This is a genomic window from Nocardia sp. 2TAF39 (genome assembly GCF_052114905.1).
In the GTDB taxonomy this organism is placed as follows: Bacteria; Actinomycetota; Actinomycetes; order Mycobacteriales; family Mycobacteriaceae; genus Nocardia.
The window spans coordinates 17,404-34,624 of sequence record NZ_JBFRFQ010000061.1 but is presented as its reverse complement, the minus strand read 5'-3'; the positions used below and the strand labels follow the sequence as shown (position 1 = coordinate 34,624).

The window sequence follows — 17,221 nt, the reverse complement described above, 5'->3', positions numbered from 1 at the left end:
CTGTCATGCCGTTCACAGCGAGCTGCCGGTCCACCGGAAGCCGGTTGATGTACTCGGCTTTCCGAGCCCCGACCAGCTGCTCGAACCGCAGCTGCACCTCGCCACCACAGATCTTGTCCCGACCATCGGCCAGGTGCTGCGCGGCCTGCAGGTGCGATACGACCTGGCTGTTGTCCAAGGCAGTCTGCGGCCGTTGATACGGCGCCGTCGCCGCCGACTGTCCGTCCGAGGTCTCGCTCCCCCACTGCACGAGCAGCTCGGCGACCGCCTCGGCCGAGAACCCGTGTGACATCGCGTGCACAATCCGGGACGGATGCGACAACGGTAGCGAGCGGTCCATCGCTCCGAGGACGGTTCCCTCTGCGAAAGCCTCCTTCGGCTCGAGGAAGAGGTTGGCGGGCAGCAACGCCAGCGCGGCTCTCTCGGCAAACGTGCTGATCTTGCCGAGCCGAAGCTTTTCCATGACGGCACGAACCTGCAATGGTTCGAATACATATCCGGGAAGTTGGCGCACCCATTCCCGATAGCTCATACTCGGAGCGATAAGGCCATTTCTCCGATAAATTCGATACACTTTCTTCAATGCCGCAGGAATACGATAGCTCTGCCAGTCGCCACCGGAATTATCCAACACATGCATGAACTCGTGGAAAACGAGCTGGTAGACCGCATCGCTCGCCCGCGGACCGAAAACATTGGAGATAGGGGCAAAATATCCAGTATTTGCCGCTTCGAAATTATCCGCGTCGTATTCCTGCGGATCGGCGAGTTTATCTCGGTCCAGATAGATCGTGGCATAGGTTCCGACAGCGCCGGACGACCTCTCTCCTCGGGTGCCCACCTCACCGGCATTCTCCTGACGCACGATCTGTATATCGCGCAGGTTGAACCGGCTGCCGTATTCGGCGATCCGGTCGCGCAGTGCCCGATCGACGGACTCGAGGGAGCGCAGCGGGATGCTGTCGTCCTCCCAGCCGCCAACCCGAATGTGGAAATCGTCGAAGAGCGCGTCGACGATGCGAGCCTTCTCCTCTCGCAGGCTCAGCTGCTGTCGCGGCTGATTCCAGCCATCCATGGGAGAGCTCGGATCCGGCGGCCCGGTGCGCACCGGCTCGGCATGGAACCTCGCCCACACCTCACCCCACGGCTCGATGTCGCTTTCGAAACCGACGCCGCTGTCGATACTGCGGCGGGTAACCGACTTCAACAGCCCACGAGTCTGCGCACCGACATCATTGCTGCCGTGCCCCGCCACAACCGAACCGTCGAGAACCGCGCCCCGAGCGTCGGGACTCTCGACAGAAACATGCAGGGTCCGATGACCCCGCGCTCCAGTCATGGTCTTGACCAGAATTTTCATCCGCGGCACAACGGGGTCCGACACACCGGACCGCTCGACCAGCATCCGATAACGCGCCAGATACTCGAAAAGATCGTGACCGGCGTGGCGCATCAAGTCGGTAGCGGCCTCGATCTGGTCGTCATCGGACCATCCGTGCTGCCGTAACGACTCACCCAGCAGGGCCGCGATCGCATCCAGACCGGCCCGATGTTTCAGGCCGAGCGAAAGCTCCAGGTCCAGTTCCTGCTCGCCCCGCGACTCGATCTGGATGGCTATCGACTTTCGAGTCAAGTCCACGAAGTCTCCGACTTCGGCAGGCAACGCGGCGGCATCCGGCGACGGTGTGGCACCCACGGCGAACTCCGCCCGACGCCCGGCCTCCGGGCCGACACCATCCACCTGCACCGCATTGCCCTGATCGTCCAGGAACAGACCCCACACCGTGTGACCCGACGCATCCTGCGGCACAGCGAAATTCGCCTGCAATTGACCCGCACCCGGATCACGGCGCTCGATCCGCACCGAACCGTCCGGCATCACCCGACGCACCAACCAATAGGCGTGGCCCAGGTCGTTGTTCCCACCCCGACCCGACGCAGTCGGGTCGAAAATCAACACACTGATACCGTCGCCGCTGCCGGACTCCCGGTTGTCGAGTTCGGCACCCCAAGCTTTCAGCCGAGCCGCCGCTTCGGCGACACCACCGGTCAGTTCCTGCTCTTGACCACCGATCCGGCCGACGATGTCGCGGACCACCATCCCGGCCAACCCGACATTGCCCGGAATATCCAGGTCCAGTTCTAATTCCGCGGCGACATCCCGCAGCAACAACGGTCCACACTGATTCACCGCCAACCCCGGCGGACCACCGGGCCTGCGGTAATCCGCAAGATCGACACCCGGAATCAGATTCAGGGTGCGTGTGGCCAGGTTCCGCGTTGCGCGCACCAACCGGTCGCTGATACCACCGCGCAACTCGGCATGCCACTGCGCCCAGTTCGCCAGCGTCTCCGCAGGCGAAGACCCGTCCCGAGTCACCGACGCCCAGTGCACGATCCGAGCCGGATCGGTCAGCGGCAGCGTCGGATCCAGAGCCGCTGCCATGGTGCCTTCGACGATGGCCTGCGTCGGGTTCAGCCGTGCGTTGCCGGTTCCGGGGTAGAAGGCATTGCCGGGCAGATTCGCCTGCCACCGCTCGAATCCGGTGAAGCGCGACACCACGCCGCGTTCTTCTCCGAAATGCCGGTAGGCGCCGTGCAGAATGTCCGGCAGCTCGCCGACGAGGTTGCCCGGGTGCTCGGCAGCCATTCCCTCGACGATGGCGCTGCTGACACCGTGGTAGTACAGGTCCTCGGTCGAATCGGTGAAGCGCCCGGAGGTGCGCCATTCCGCCATCGCCTCGGCCGCCGCCACCGGGTCGACCGCCAAGTGCCGGTTGAATTCGACAATCGAGTAGTGCGTATCGCGGCCGGTGACGATGCCGTAGGGGCGGTGCCGGGCGACCCGAGTCTGCGCCCGTCCGAACATGTCTCGTCCGGTGGGCAACTCGACGATCCGGACCGTGCGCAGCGTGCCCCGACCGCCGTTGTCGGCGACCCGGTCACCGATCGCGCGGGCCATCGACTCGACCGCAGCCAGCGCGACGTCGGGGTCTTCCCAGCCCTCCAGCCGAACATGGTGTTCCCGATACAGTTTGCGAACTACACGAGCCTTCGCTTCGTACGCCACGGCCTGCGGAGAGTCGTCGACCCCCGGCCCGGGCAGGCTGCCGGCCCGCCGAACATCCCGCTGGAACGCAACACCCTCGTCAGGCGAGTCGGCCGCAGCCGGGCCCGGGAAGTCGGCCCAGACCTCGCCCCATTCCTCGAGATTGACGTTCTCAGCTACCCATTCCGCGGATTCGACCATTCCCCTGTGGTGCAACTGGGCGAACCAGCTGAGCTTCATGTCCGCGCCGTCCATCGGCGGGCGGTACTGGTCGGCTTCGACCGAAACATGCAGCGACTGCGCGCCGTTCTCGTCGACCGATATCCGCAGCGTCACCGCCGCCGCAAGCCGGCTCTCGACCTGCTGACGTTCCCGGACCGTGAGCGTCGCGGCCTCCGCAGCCGCGGCATACCGCTGCAGATAGGCCAGCATCTCGCCGCCCGCGTTGCGCACCAGATCCTGCGGCGCGTCGACCTGCTGCGCGTCCCACCCCAGCGCGCGCAGCCGCTCGCCGAGCTCGGTCGCGACCAGCTCCAGCTGGGCCACATCACCCGGTCGCAGGTGCACAGTCACGCCCGGGTCTGCCGCGGCCGGGTTCACCGGCAGCGTGCCGATCGCCTCGGCCACACCGCCCAGATGCTCGATGGCCTCGAAAACCCGTGCACCTTCAGCATTTTCGACCGACAGCCGACCGTCGAGCACCGCCTCGACCGTGTCGGCTTCCACGCCTGCCTGCTCGGCAATCACCCCGACCTGCCGCTGCGACACCTGCGCCCGGGACACCGCCTCGGCATCCACCACCCGATGCTGCAACTCCTGCCATGCGGCGACACCCGCCTCGTGCTCGGCATCGGTGAGATCCGCAGCGCTCCATACCTGCCCGGGATCGGTCTGCGCGCGGCGCCGCAATGCATCCAACTCCGTGAAAATCCGGATCCAGCGGACCTGTTGCGCCAGCTCATCGGAGATCTCCGCGGCGAGCAACTCCTCGGCCGAGGTCAGCACAATCAGCTTGCGGGTCTCGTCATCCAGCCCGTCCCACGCCTGCTGCAGCGCGTGTGGCCGCGGGACCGCGTCGGTAGTCTCACCGTCCACTCGCGCGAGCAGATTCTGCCAAGCAGCCACCCCCTCGTCGCTCTCGGCGTCGGAGAGGTCCGCAGCGATGTCCGGCAAGGCCTGCCGCGGCGAGATGTGGCCCGACCACGGCGCATCGGCCGGCCGGCCGCTGGAATGCGCAACCCGGAAGTCTTCGGTGCGCAGTACTACCGTCTCGCCTGGTTCCACCACATCCTGCGGGTTCACCGTGCCGCCGGTGTGGTCCAGGAATACTGCCGTGGCCGACTGCCGCGACATCTCCGGTCCCGGAACGAAGTTCCGCTCGAACACACCCATACCCGGGTCGCGGAACTCGATCCGCGGCACACCGTTCTCGACCCGCCGAACCAGCCACACGGTGTGGCCCAGGCTGCCGTGTTCGCCGGAACCCTCGTGCCCGGGAATGAATACCGCAACCGCGACACCGTTCCCACTGCCGGGCTTCTCCGCATCGAGCTTGGCCCCCAGAGACTCCAAACGCTCCGCGGCTTCGGCGATTCCACCGTCCAACGCCATGGACAGCTGCCCACCCAGCGCAGTTTCCAAGTCGCTGACCAGCGTGCCGGCCAGTTCCCCTGACTCGGGCAGCGGCCCGAACGGCCGCTCGTATTCGGCGGAGACATCCGTCAACAACATCGGACCGCACAGGTCCAGGCGGTGCAGCCAGGACCGGTCGTGGCGGGACGTCGAGTCGCTCGGAGCAGTCCATTCCGTGATCGCCGAGTGCGGCAGACCCGCGTAACGCCCACGCTGATACCAGAATTTGTGCTCGCGCAGCGTTGTCTGCACCCGGCGTGCAATGTCGGGATCTTCTTCGATCCCGTTGAGCACGCGCCGGAATGCGCTCTCCGGGACTTCGGCCGCCTCGATCAACCGGAAATGCGAAGACGGTTGTGGGGTGAAGGAACCGGAGACGAACTGATCCGCACTGAAGTGTGGCGGTACGAACCGATGCGCTACGAACTCCGGATCGATCGCGTTGAGCAGTTCGGTCGGCAGTGGATATCCCAACCACAACATCGACACCAATGCCCGCTGCGCGGGCTCTGTCGAAGTCGGACCCTTTCCGGACAGCAGCTTGCGTATCGCTGCCTTGGAGACATCGGACAACGCAGCGACATCGTCCAGCGTCGGCGGCTTGTCCACCTCCCAGTCCCCGAAATCCAGGAATCGTTCGGCCAACTCGACGAACCGGAGATTCTCCGGACTCTCGGGTTGGGTGTCGATCCTGGTCAACTCCCCCTCGACCCGGGCCCGGTCGACCAGGTCCACTCCCAATCCGAGCATCTGGGAAAGCTGCAGTCGCAGCGCGCGGACTTCTTCGACCCGGACTTCCCGTTCGATGAACGTGCCACGAACGAAGTGGTCACCCTCGAAGTGTCCGGGGATGAATCGGCGTGCCGCCAACCGCAGGTCGATGTCGCCCTGCAACGCTTCCGGGACCGGCAGACCCAACCACCACATCGCGACCGACACCTGCTGCCTGGCCTGTCCGGAGACCGGTCCGTCCTCGAACAGCACCCGGTGCACTGTCGCCCGGTTGACTCCTGCCACATCGCCCACTTCATCCAGCGTGGCCTTGCGGGTCAGTTCCTGGTCATCCAACTGCAGGTACCACTCGGTGAGCTGCACCAGCCGGGCCAACTCGGTTGGCCGCCCCGCTCGCTCGACCAGCTGTCGCAGCTGGGCCAACGGCTCACCCGGTCGGGGTATCCGGCTCGGGCGGCGTGCTTGGGACACGGCGAACAGCCGGGCCAGGTCCCTGTTCAGTTCGGGATCGACACCTATTCCACCCGCCACTGCTTGGCGGCCCATCCACATCCCGAGCTGCGAGATCCGCCCGGACCGGGCCACTCGTCGCCATTCGACGTCACTCGAATTCCGCAGCTGTGTCTCGACCGCAGCAGCCGCCCAGCGCACAGCACCTTGATTCAGCTGTTCGGGTTCGATACCGAGCAGATCGGCGAACTCGGTGAGCAAGGACCGCAGCTGCTCGAAAGGCAGCGATCCTTCCGGGATCGGATGGTGCGTCAAGTCCGACCAGGACTGTGTTTGCGGAAGATCGGAATCCTGCTCTGCAGTTCGCGACGCCAATGCGTCGTACAGCAGTTCCGGCACTTCTATCTGTAATTTCCGGATAGCGTCTCGCGGCATTCCCGCCGCAGCCCGGAACTCCGACTCGGGAAGTCCACCCAATCCCTGCAGATACACCAGTTCCGCCAGCCGACGATGCCGCTCGGTCGGCAATGCCGCGATCGCATCCAGCAGCGCGGTGAGATCACCGGCCAGCACGTTTCGCAACGACACCGGGAGCCGGTCTTCGACTGCCGCTTCCAATTCTGCATACTGCGACACGTCCAGCGCGGAAAGATCGTCCACTCCCGGCCGGAACACAGGGCCACGAGTCAGCCAGGCCTCCAGCACTTCCGGGATGAAACCGCGAAGCTTTCTGACCCTATTGAATTCGGCACCGATCATATGCGCCAGTTCCGGAGCCGGAAGTTTTTGTTCGTGGAAGTATTCGACCTCGGCGAACGTTCTGCGCTCTTGCGTGCTCAGCAATTCGACGGCGTTGATGAACGCGTGCAGATCGCCGGCGATCGCCTCGCGCAGCGGCTCCGGCACGTTCCCCTCGACCACTGCAAGCATATTCAGGAATGCGGGTGAGCCGACGGGTGGAACCTCATCCACCCCCAACCGGAACCCCTGACCCCGCGTCAGCAGCGCAGCCAATACCGCGGGCACAGTCTGACGGAAACCATGAACCACGCTGCTCTCGATACCCACGAGTCGGGCCAGCTCGGCGTCGGGCAACACGTTCCCGCCGTGGAAGTACTCGTACTCGGCGAAAATTCTGCGCTCTTCGGTTCCCAGCGATTCGATGGCATCGATCAATGCGTTCAGGTCACCGGCCATCGCACCCCGAACGGACACCGGCAACCGCTCTTCCACGACCGCCACCAGATCCGCATACTCCGACGAACCCGCCATCGGAACCTCGTCCACCCCCAACCGGAACACCGGGCCACGCGAGAGCCACGCCGTCAATGCCCGTGGAACGTATCTGCGCAGGTTATTGACCGTGTGCATGCCGAGGCCCATGAGCCGGGCCAGCTCCACACTTCCCAGCTCGTGTCCACCGTGGACGTACTCCATGGCCGCGAAGAGGCGGCGCTGCTCAGTGCTCAGCGATTCGATGGCCGCGATGAACGCGTTCAGATCACCAGCCATCGCATCCCGTACCGACTCCGGCATGTTCTCCTGCACCGCAGCCACCAGATCCGCATACTCCGCCGAACCCGCCGCCGGAACCTCATCCACTCCCAACCGGAACACCGAATCCCGCGTCAACAACGCATACAACGCCGCAGGCACGATCTGGCGCATGGTTCTGACGGTCCAAATTTCGACCCCCATGAGCCGGGCCATCTCCGGGGTCGGGAGGGCTTGTCCGCCGTGGAAGTATTCGAGCTCGGCGAAACTCCTGCGCAGCGGTGTCCCGAGCGATTCGATCGCTGCGATGAACGCGTTCAGATCACCAGCCATCGCATCCCGCACCGACTCCGGCACACTCTGCTGCACCGCAGCCACCAAATCCGCATACTCCGCCGAACCCGCCGCCGGAACCTCATCCACCCCCAACCGGAACACCGAATCCCGCGTCAACAACGCATGCAGCGCCGCAGGCACGCTCTGGCGAAGCCGGCCGACCGACTGCCACTCCGAGCCGATGAACCGAGCCAATGCCTGGGCGTCCAAAGCGTGCCCACCGCGCAGGTATTCCCACTCGGCGAACAATTTCCGCTCGTCCGTGCCGAGCGATTCGATGGCAGCGACAAACGCATTCAGGTCGCCAGCCATCGCATCCCGCAACGACTTCGGCAATATCCGTTGAACCGACTTCACCAGCTTCGCATATTCCGGCGACCCCACCGCCGGAATCTCATCCTCCCCCAGTCGCAACAGAGAATTCCGGGTCAGCAACGATGCCAGACTCCGCGGAACGGTATCGCTGAGATGCTTGGCCGAATTGTATTCGATGCCCAGCGCACGGGCCTTGTCCGCGAGTGGCAACACCCGACCACCGTGCAGATACTCGAACTCGGCGAATTTTCTTCGCCGTCCAGTACCCAGCGAATCGATAGCCACGACCAATTTATTCAGATCACCGGCAATCGCGTGACGCACAAATTTCGGCAGCCTGCGCTCGACCGCCGTGAGCAACTCGGCATATTCCGGCGTACCGGCCGGGGGTAGCGTGTCCACCCCCAGTCGCAGCATGGGGGTTCCGGGTTCGTAATTCGACTCCGGCAGAGCCAAGTCCGCGGTAACGTTGCCGATCAGCCGGTTCACGATTCGGTTCTCGTAGTTCGCGACTTCTTCTTCCGACAAATCGGAAAGCAGCTCGTTCTCCGCTACTTCGGCACGGCCCTTACCGAGCCAGAACCGGTTCGACAGCCATTCCTGATGCGCGGTGGTCATCGCGTCGAACTGCCGCTGCAACACGGCACTGCCCGTCCGTTCCAGGACTTGGTAGGCGGGGTCCGACTGCGGGATCTCACGCTCGCGCAAAGCAGCTAGCATTCCGGCGCGGATGCGCTCGAACTTGACGCGCTCCGCTATGCGGCGAGCCTCCTCACGCAGCCACTGCCTGACATCCATCCCCGCCGGGACCGGCCACCGCTCTTGTTCGGCGTACTCGAACAGCTCGATGTTGATCTGCTGCACCAAGGGAATCAGCCGGCGATCCGGTCGCGCACCCGCCAATTCGAGGAAGATCATTCCCCCGAATCGGTCCCGCAACCTGGCGAACGCCGCTGGGTCACGGTTTCTGGCCGCCGCCAAGTCAGCTTCCACCGCAGGCGGATTCGGCTGCCGCCCGATGTTGACCCGCCGCCCTTCGCCCAGCGGGTTCGCGGTGGTTTCGTTGTATTCGACGACCGCGGTGCCGTCGGCGCCGCGGAAGGCGGCGTAAGTGCGCAGGACGCCTTCCATCTCCTGACCGCGGACGGTCTCACGGATCTCGATGGTGTTCGGGCGGTGCCGGGTGTGGCGTCCGGGCGGTTGTGGTTTGCGGTCGCGGACTTTCACCTTGCCATCGGTGTCGACGAAGCGGATGTGAGTGTGCGCGCCGACAGCGTCCGGCTTGTGCGGGTCGAAGTGGGCGTGTTCGTCGACCACGAAGGCCCAGGCGCCGATACCCATCGCACGTAGTTCGTCGTCGATCTTGTCGTGCGCTGTCGATTCGTCGTCGGTGACGAATTCTGTTTCCGACCAACCGAGTTGAATCAGTTTCGCGTATTCCTGCGGGGTGCGACCGGAGGTGCCGACCTCCGTCGGCACGGGCAGTTCCAGGTCTCGCCACTGCTCGCGTTGAGCGTGCGCGGTGTCGGTGGTGCAGTTGGCGTCCTCGCCTTCGAGCAGCTGATCCAGCAGCGCCTGGAACTCGGTGTCCGGCATCTGGTACCCGGTCGCGCCGTCGCCGGCTTCCACGGTGGTCGGCGCCCAGGTGACGGTGATGTCGTTCGACAGCACGCCCGCCCGGTTCCAGGCGGTGCCGTGGACGCCCCAACCGGTCGAGAACGCGTCCACTTCGACTGCGGCCATCGGCAGGCCCAGCGATACCGTCCGATATTGGCGCTGCACCGCCAGCATGTCTTCCAGGTCGGCGAGCAGTGCGTCGGCCGCCGTGGCTTCCGGGTCGCTTGCCGCGAGCAGTCCGATTGCCGTGTCCGGGTCATCCGATGCGTAGTAGGCAATCGACGCTCCGGTCCCGCTCAGATCGAAACTCTCTGCGGTGTAGTCGATTCCCCGGTTCGGGTGTCGATTCGACAGCCAACCCGCGACCGTGGTCCGGATCCGGCTCGCCTTGTCCACGTCGTTGAACGCGATAATCAGCCGCCCCCGCCGGCCCTCATCCGTCGACCCGAACGCCAGCAGATGCACCGGGGGGTGGCCGGGCAGGGTGGTGGCTTTCGCTTCGGCGTGCTGCAACACGTAGTACCACTTTTGCAGCCGCGCCAGTTCGGCCTGCTCGTCGATGCCGAGGTAGCCGCCGTACCACTGCTGCTGCTGCAGCTCGTCGATGCGCTGGGTCAGCAGCATCCGGTTGGCGCGATCGCGCCACCGTGCCGGGGCACCGGGCTGTTGGCCGAGCTTGTCCGGCGCACCTTCGGTAAGCAGCCAGCGCTGCTCACGGCTGAGCGTGCGCCAGTTGGATTCGAAGGTGTCCGCGTCGATCTTCGTCGCAGTGCCGAACAGGCTGAGCCACAACGTTTCTGCCCGCACCTTGACCGCATCCAGGTTTGTGGGCAGCAGCGCCAGCACCTGTCGGAGGGGCTCCTGGTCACCGAAGAGGAGCACACCGGAGCGGATATCCGGCAGTCGCACCCCATCCGACTCTTCGCGCCCATCCGCAAGGTGCTGTTCCAGCCGGCCTGCGACCCTCGAGTCGGGGGTGAACTGGAGCCGGTGTAACTCCACCCGGTTGTCGGCCAGTGCCGGGACCAGCAGTTCCCGGTCGGCGTCTTCCCGGGTCACCACCCGGATCCGCAGCTCGGGGCGGGCCATGGCCAGACTTGTCAGGTCGTGGGCCAACTGCCGCGGGTCGGCGCCCTGCCACAACAGGTTCGTCTGCTGTTCGTGCATCAAACCTTCGTCGACGAGGTGGCGGTACACCTCGTGCAGTCCGGTCCGCAGCGCTTCCGGGGTCGGTTCGGTCGCGGTGACGAACACCGTGATCTCTTGGGCGTTTTCCACCCGGCCGGACGCCACGAACGATCGAGCCCGCGGTCCCTGCTGCACCGGCAGCGCCAACGGCATGATCTCCGGCAAGGAAGAGTCCCGTCGCTCCCCCATGCGGCGACGGGCGCGATCCAATTCGGCGGCGAAAGCCCGCAGGCGAGCGGCTTCCACCGGATCGATCGCCGGATTGTGCAGCCGTGCCGCCACCGTGTGCATCACCGCGAGGGCCCGCTCCGGTCCGGCCAGTCCATCCAGGTTCGCCACGAAATCGGGCACCCCGACGCAGAGCAGTCCCCGGTCGCGCGCCGTATGGCGCTGCCACAACTGGAGCGCGGTAACTGGGTCAAGATCCGGTGCGAACTTACCGCGCAATGCCTCGGTCTGTTGTTGCCATTGTGGATCCAACGGTTCGAACCCGTTCGGGGCGAACATCTCCGGCACGGAGTTTTGCCGGTCGGGCACCTCGAACATGTCCACCACGGCATCCCCGAGCCGGTCGGCCACGAACTCGACCACTGCGAAACCGTCGCCGCTGCCGACGAGTTCGATCTGCGGCGGGGTGCCGCTGCTCGAACGGGTGACAAGCAGGTCGTTCAACTCCTGCACCAGCACGTCCGCATCGGCTGCGTCGAGGTCGAGCTGGTGCGGCGCCCGCCCGCGCGGGGACTGATCCGAATCGCTGCGCAGCATGACGAGCACCGCGACCGAGCCGTTGCGGATCCGGTTGGCGTCGACCAGGTCGATGATCTTGTCCGGCTGCTCCAGCAACAGTGCCAGGTCGGTTTCGGTTTCGGCGACATACCCGAGCACGGTGTCCGCCTCGGCCGCATTGCCGAACTCGAACACCATCCGACCCCGGTCACCCGCCCGGTCGTCCCGGTCGAATCTCAGCAGCCGGACCAGCCCGACGCCTTGGTCGCCGGTCCGCAGGCCGATCTGATTCCAGACCCGTTCCACCGCTTGCAGTTCGGCTTTCCGTGGTGAATCCATGTCCGCAGCAGGACTATTCAGCTCACGGTCCAGCGCGGCGAGGTTTTCCCTGTGTCGGCGGTCGGGATCCCGGCGCACCTCGGCCCGCATCACCGCCAGTTCGCCGGGTTGCCCGGGAACGCTATCGGTATCGGTGAACTCCTGGGCCATCAGTGCGTGGAAGGCCGCGTCCGTTGCGGCGCGCTCGGACTCCGCCGTATTCGGCTCCCAGACGAACTCGGCACCGGACTCCCTCAGCACTGCCGTGTCCAATGCCCGTTGCACGAACCCGTCCATGCCGGGGTCGGTGACGATGCGGATCCTGGTGCCGGGTTCCCGCATCCGGTTCAGGTCGGCAGCCAGCTGCTCCGCCCCCTCTCCCTGCCAGACTGCGAACGCCTGCCCGTCGACTCCACCGTCGGCGAGCCGGGTTTCGAACTCGGCGAACGCCTGGTCCACACCGGTGCGTAGCAACCCTGGGGTCGGTTCGCCCGCGGTGACGTAGACGGTGATCTCTGTCCGATATCCCGGGTCTCCGAACAGCACCAGGGACCGGTGGTCGTCTCCGGTCGGCACCGCCAGCGCGCGGACCACCATCGGCATGTCGAGCGGATCGGCGTCCCACACATCTTCGATCTGTCGAGCCAGCCGGAACATTTCCGCAACGAAGGCCCGCACCCGCGGCAGATCCGCCTCTGGATCCTGCAGCAGAGCGGCCAGCCAGAAGCTCACAGCCTCGGCGCGGCCGGTTTCGCTGATGCTGTCCAGCTCGGCGAGCACGTCGCCGGCGTACTGCACCAACAGCTCTTGCTCGGCATACGACAGCCGCTGCCAGATCCTGACGATATCGATCGCCGCGAGATCCCGCGCTGCGAACAGCGCGCGCAGCCGAGCCAGCTTCTCGTCTTGCCCTTCCTCCAGCGGAACATGTTCCGGGACTGTGAAGAACGGCTGAGCGTAGGGGTCCTCGGGTTCTTCCTGCACGACAGCGATCCGGTTACCCAGCTCGGCGCGGACGGCGCGGACAACCTCGACCCCGTCACCGATGCCGACCAGCTCCATCCTGACCGCCGGACGAGCCTCCTGGATCCCGGTGAGTTCTGTGATCAAAGCCTGGGCATCGCCGGCCACCAGATCGACGGTGTGGTCGGCGCGCGGGTGTGCGGCGCTGTCCGGGGCATGCCGGTAGACGATGAGGACCGATACCGTGCCTTCTCCGGTGAGAGATTCGAATCCGGCGAACTCGGCAGCCGTGCGCAGTACAGCATAGATCTGCTCCGGCCGGTGCACGGTGTCGACTACGTAACCGATCACCCGGTCCGCCGTGGCCGGGTCCGCGCCGACCTGGAAGATCACTCGTCCGTGGGCATCCGGGGCTCGGTGGACGCGGAGGAACTCGCTGGAATTGTCGAAGTCCACCAACCGGACCGGAGCGACACCGGCACGCTCGGCGGCGTGGTCCAGGCTGCCGGTGGCGGCCGCGACATCTTCCAGCTCGGATTCCCTGGTCGGGTTCGGGGCGTTGTCCAACAGCATCGCCAAATCCGCGCGGTTGCGAGCGTCTGGCCCGTTGTAATGCTGGTCGTCACGGGGCATGTTCCCCAGGAAGCCTTCCGGTGCGGCACCGTCGGCCACAAGGCGTTCGTTTTTCACGAACGGAATCGCCGCATCCCCCTCGGCGTCGACGACGATGCCGCGAATCCGCAGGATGCGCAGGTCCCGCATGCCCTGCAACCATTGCCGCACGTCCTCGGCGCCGCGGTGGGTGTGCTTCACGCCGTCGACATATTCGTGCACGGTCAGCACGCCATCGTTGTTTTCCACCTCGATCATGTGCTCGCCTGCGCGGCCGTTGTGGTGCCAGCGCAGCGCGGCCGCGATCGCACCGCCGTGTCGTTTCACCTGCCGGACAATGGCCTCCAGCGACGCGGGCAGTTCCTGCCAGTCGGCATCGGCGACTTCGGCGACGTCGGACTGCAGCGCCCCGGCCAGCCCCGGTGCCACGGAGAGCCTCGGCCATCCCTGCGGCAGCTTGCCGTGCCGCTGCCGGAACTCCACCAGGTCGTTGACCGCCTGCGCACACTGGTTGTGCACCTCGCCCGCAAGCCCGGGGATCGTTGCGGCCCGACTGTCCCCGCCGGTAGCCCCCGTTTCCGGCAGAGCGGTCGCCGGCACCGCCTCGAATTGCGCGGTGATGTCGTCCAGCACGGCGTGCACCCGCACGTCGTCGCCATTGCGGGCGTGCGTGTCCAGGGCCTGTGCCTGAGCCAGCAGCCACCGGTAGCGGCTGTCGATCTGGGCGAAGGTCTCGATCGCCGCGGTCCGCCGGTACTGGGCGCGGTAGCGCTCCGCTGTCCGGCGCAGGCTGTCGGTCGGCGGAAGTTGTTCGACCCGTGCCATGATCGCGGCGACGGTCATCGCAGCCGCGGTCAACTCGTCGGAGGTTCCCCGGAACCGGGCGGTGAACTCATCTGCCAACTCCCGGAACAGCCTGCCGCGTTCGGTGCGCGCCCGGCGCAGCGCCCGCGGCTGTGCGAGCTGATCGGGTTCGCCGAATTCGGCGAGATCACGCTGCGCGTTGCGCAGTTCGCGCAGGGTTCGGTCCAGCGCGTCGGTCAGGGTGGTGACCGCGGGCAGGTTCGCCTGACGTTGCAGGAAGGCGATTTCCGCATCCATGACTTCCCACTGCGACAGCAGCTGCACCAGTTCGGCGATCCGGGCCAGGACCCGCTCGGCGTTCGGCCGCCCGACCACGTCTGCCGCGATAACCGACAGCAGATACGAGATCCGTTGCGGGTCGGCATCGTCCAGGTGCAGCCGCAGGCTCCGCAACCGGCTCGGGTTCTCCCGGAAGACTCGCTGCGCCAGGTCTTCGACCGCTTCCAGCAACGCCGCTGCCTGAGCGTGGCGACGGGCGTAGACCGACACCAGCTCCCGGGCCGCGTCCGGTTGCGACCGGTTCCAGTGCTCCGGTCCACGCTCGCCGGACAGGTGCCGCTCCAGCCCGAGGATCCGGGTGTTCACCTCCGCCAGCCGAGTCGCCCGCTCGAACAGGCCCAGCAGCGTGCTCTGGTCTACTGCGCCGCCCGCCTGGTCCGACAACCGCTGCAGCGTGACCGGCAACCGGTCGAACGCCAATTCCGCCGTGTCGAACTCACCCAGCGCTTCGTCGATCCTCAGTTCGACGGCCAGTGCCGCGACAGCGGTGCGCAGTTCCGCGCGGCTGCGGTGCAATTCGGCGAGCGTGTGCCGGATCTCCCGGTCCGGATTCGCGAACGAGGGCTGGTCGTTGCGGTCGGTCATCGAGTCGATCTCGGCGCCGACCCCGGTATCGGGGTCCTGCTCGCCCTGCAGCTGCCGGCGCAATCCGCTGTCCGGAACCTGGAAATCGGTGATGTCGGCGGGCCGGTCTTCGCGCAATCGCAGCTCCAGCTGACTGCCGAGATCGGTGGTCAGCGCCCGGTCGATGCGGGCGAGTTGTTCGGTCGCGGTGTCGACCGCGAAGGAAGCCTCGAGTACCCGCTGCCAGCGGCTGAAATCCTCATTCAGCTCGAAGAATTCCCGGTTCCCGAACAGGTGCGGCCCACCCAGTTCCAGAGCCCGCCCCGGGGTCAGGTCCACGATCGACACGCCGGCCTCGGCCAAGACCTCGCCGAGCGTCGCCGCCACCGCGGCCCGGATCTGCTCGAACGCCGCACCAGCTTTCGCGGTGCGACCGGCTTCCACGGCAACCCACGGAGCTTCCGTCGCCATCCCGGATTCGATGATGGCGCGGGTGGCGGTGTCGTGGTTGCCCTGCACTCGCACCCGCTCGCCGGCAATGGTGTCGAACCTGGCGGCCAGCTCCTGCAGGGCGGTCAGACGTAGAGTCAGCTGCTGCAGTCGCTGCGCGAGTTCGGCAGCGGCGGCGTCCTGCCCTAACCCACGCTGCAGCAACTCCAGCTCGCGTATGACCTCTATCCGCGCCTGGGTCTGGCTCAGCGCGGCTTCCAGACTGCCGATGCTGGTCAGCCGGCGCACCACCTCGACCAGCTCCGGCAGGATCTCCAGACTCTCATCCAGCATCTGCAGCTCACGGACGGCATCGACCCGGGCAGGCAGATCGCCGTGGCGCCGCAACCGGTCGGCCAGCCGCACAACCTCGTCCGGCGTCAGCTGCTCGGCCCGAATACCAAACAGCCGTGCCAGATCCCGTGCCCGCTGCGGACGGCGCCGGACCATAGCGTTCAGGTCTTCGGTGATCTGCTGCGCACCGGCGTAGAACCGGCCGGACAGTTGCGAACGGGCCCGCAACTCGGTGTAGCGCTGGGCATAGTCGATCGCCAGCTCGGTCAGCCCGGTGCCCACCCCGACCACCGGATCGTTGCTGATGTCGCTACGCGCACCCAACGCGGTCAGGGTCCGCAGCACCCGATCCAGGCGGTTGTCGAATCGGGCGTAGTTACGCTCCAGGTTCAGGCGTACCGCCGCGGCGGTCAACTCGTCTTCTTCGGTGCGCTGCAACAACATCTCGTCGTTGTTGATCTCTGCGGCCGCGCGGCGCAGTTGATCCAATTCTCGCCGCAGACGATCCAAGTCGCCCTCGGCCACCAAACCATGATCAGCACGTTCCTGCACCTGGTATAGCGCCCGCTGCAGCCATTCCAGCTCCGGCAGGCGCGCAGATCTGGCCACGTGATCGTTCCGCGCCTCCGAGGACGGATCGTCGAGCAGCGACATCAGCAGGTCGTCGAAGCCCCCACGGAAACCCGTCACGCCGGCGCGGCGCAGCATGTCCATATCGGTACCGAGCCAATGCTGCACCAACGGCTGCGTCGGCTCGACCGAAGCTGCCTGCTCGGCAATCGGGTGCCGCCCCAGCCGCGGCACACCCGTTGTGGGAACGCCTTGTGGGGCCTGCGGTGTCGGCGCCGCAGCGTCCGATACCCGGCGTGTGGGCGCCGCATCGGGCGCCCGCACCGCATCGACACCGTTGCCCAGCAATCGGTCCGCAGCGGCTGCCCAGACCTCGCGGCCGTCGCCGTGCGCCACGACCTCCACGGTGACCGAGCCGGTGCGCACCGCATCGTCGGCACTGACCCGGCGCACCAGACCATCGGCCGCCGCGGCGATCCCGGGGGCAGCATCCCCATAGCGCAATGTCACATGTGTCGAGGTCGGACGCTCGGACCCATGCTCGGCAAGCGCGAACTCGGCGACTTCCTTCGCCGCGGCAGGCAAGTCCGCAGCATCGTCCAGTCGCCCGGGAAGCAGCCGGATCTCGTGCTGCGCGAACAGCTGCCGGTCCCCGACCAGCAGCACCATTTCACCCGGCGTGGTGCTGTCCTTTTCCGGGTACGACAGCAGGAACACCGGAACACCGGT

At 66.2% G+C, this 17,221-nt stretch carries 1 protein-coding gene (cut by a window edge); it reads right to left on the bottom strand.

Going from position 1 to position 17,221, the window contains the following annotated elements; all coding sequences use genetic code 11:
- The coding region annotated (locus AB4Z47_RS27575; RefSeq protein ID WP_441955089.1) for a hypothetical protein crosses the window boundary (this coding region is incomplete at its 3' end): on the bottom strand, positions 1-17,221 show 17,221 of its 33,745 nt. The annotated region continues 16,524 nt past the right edge of the window.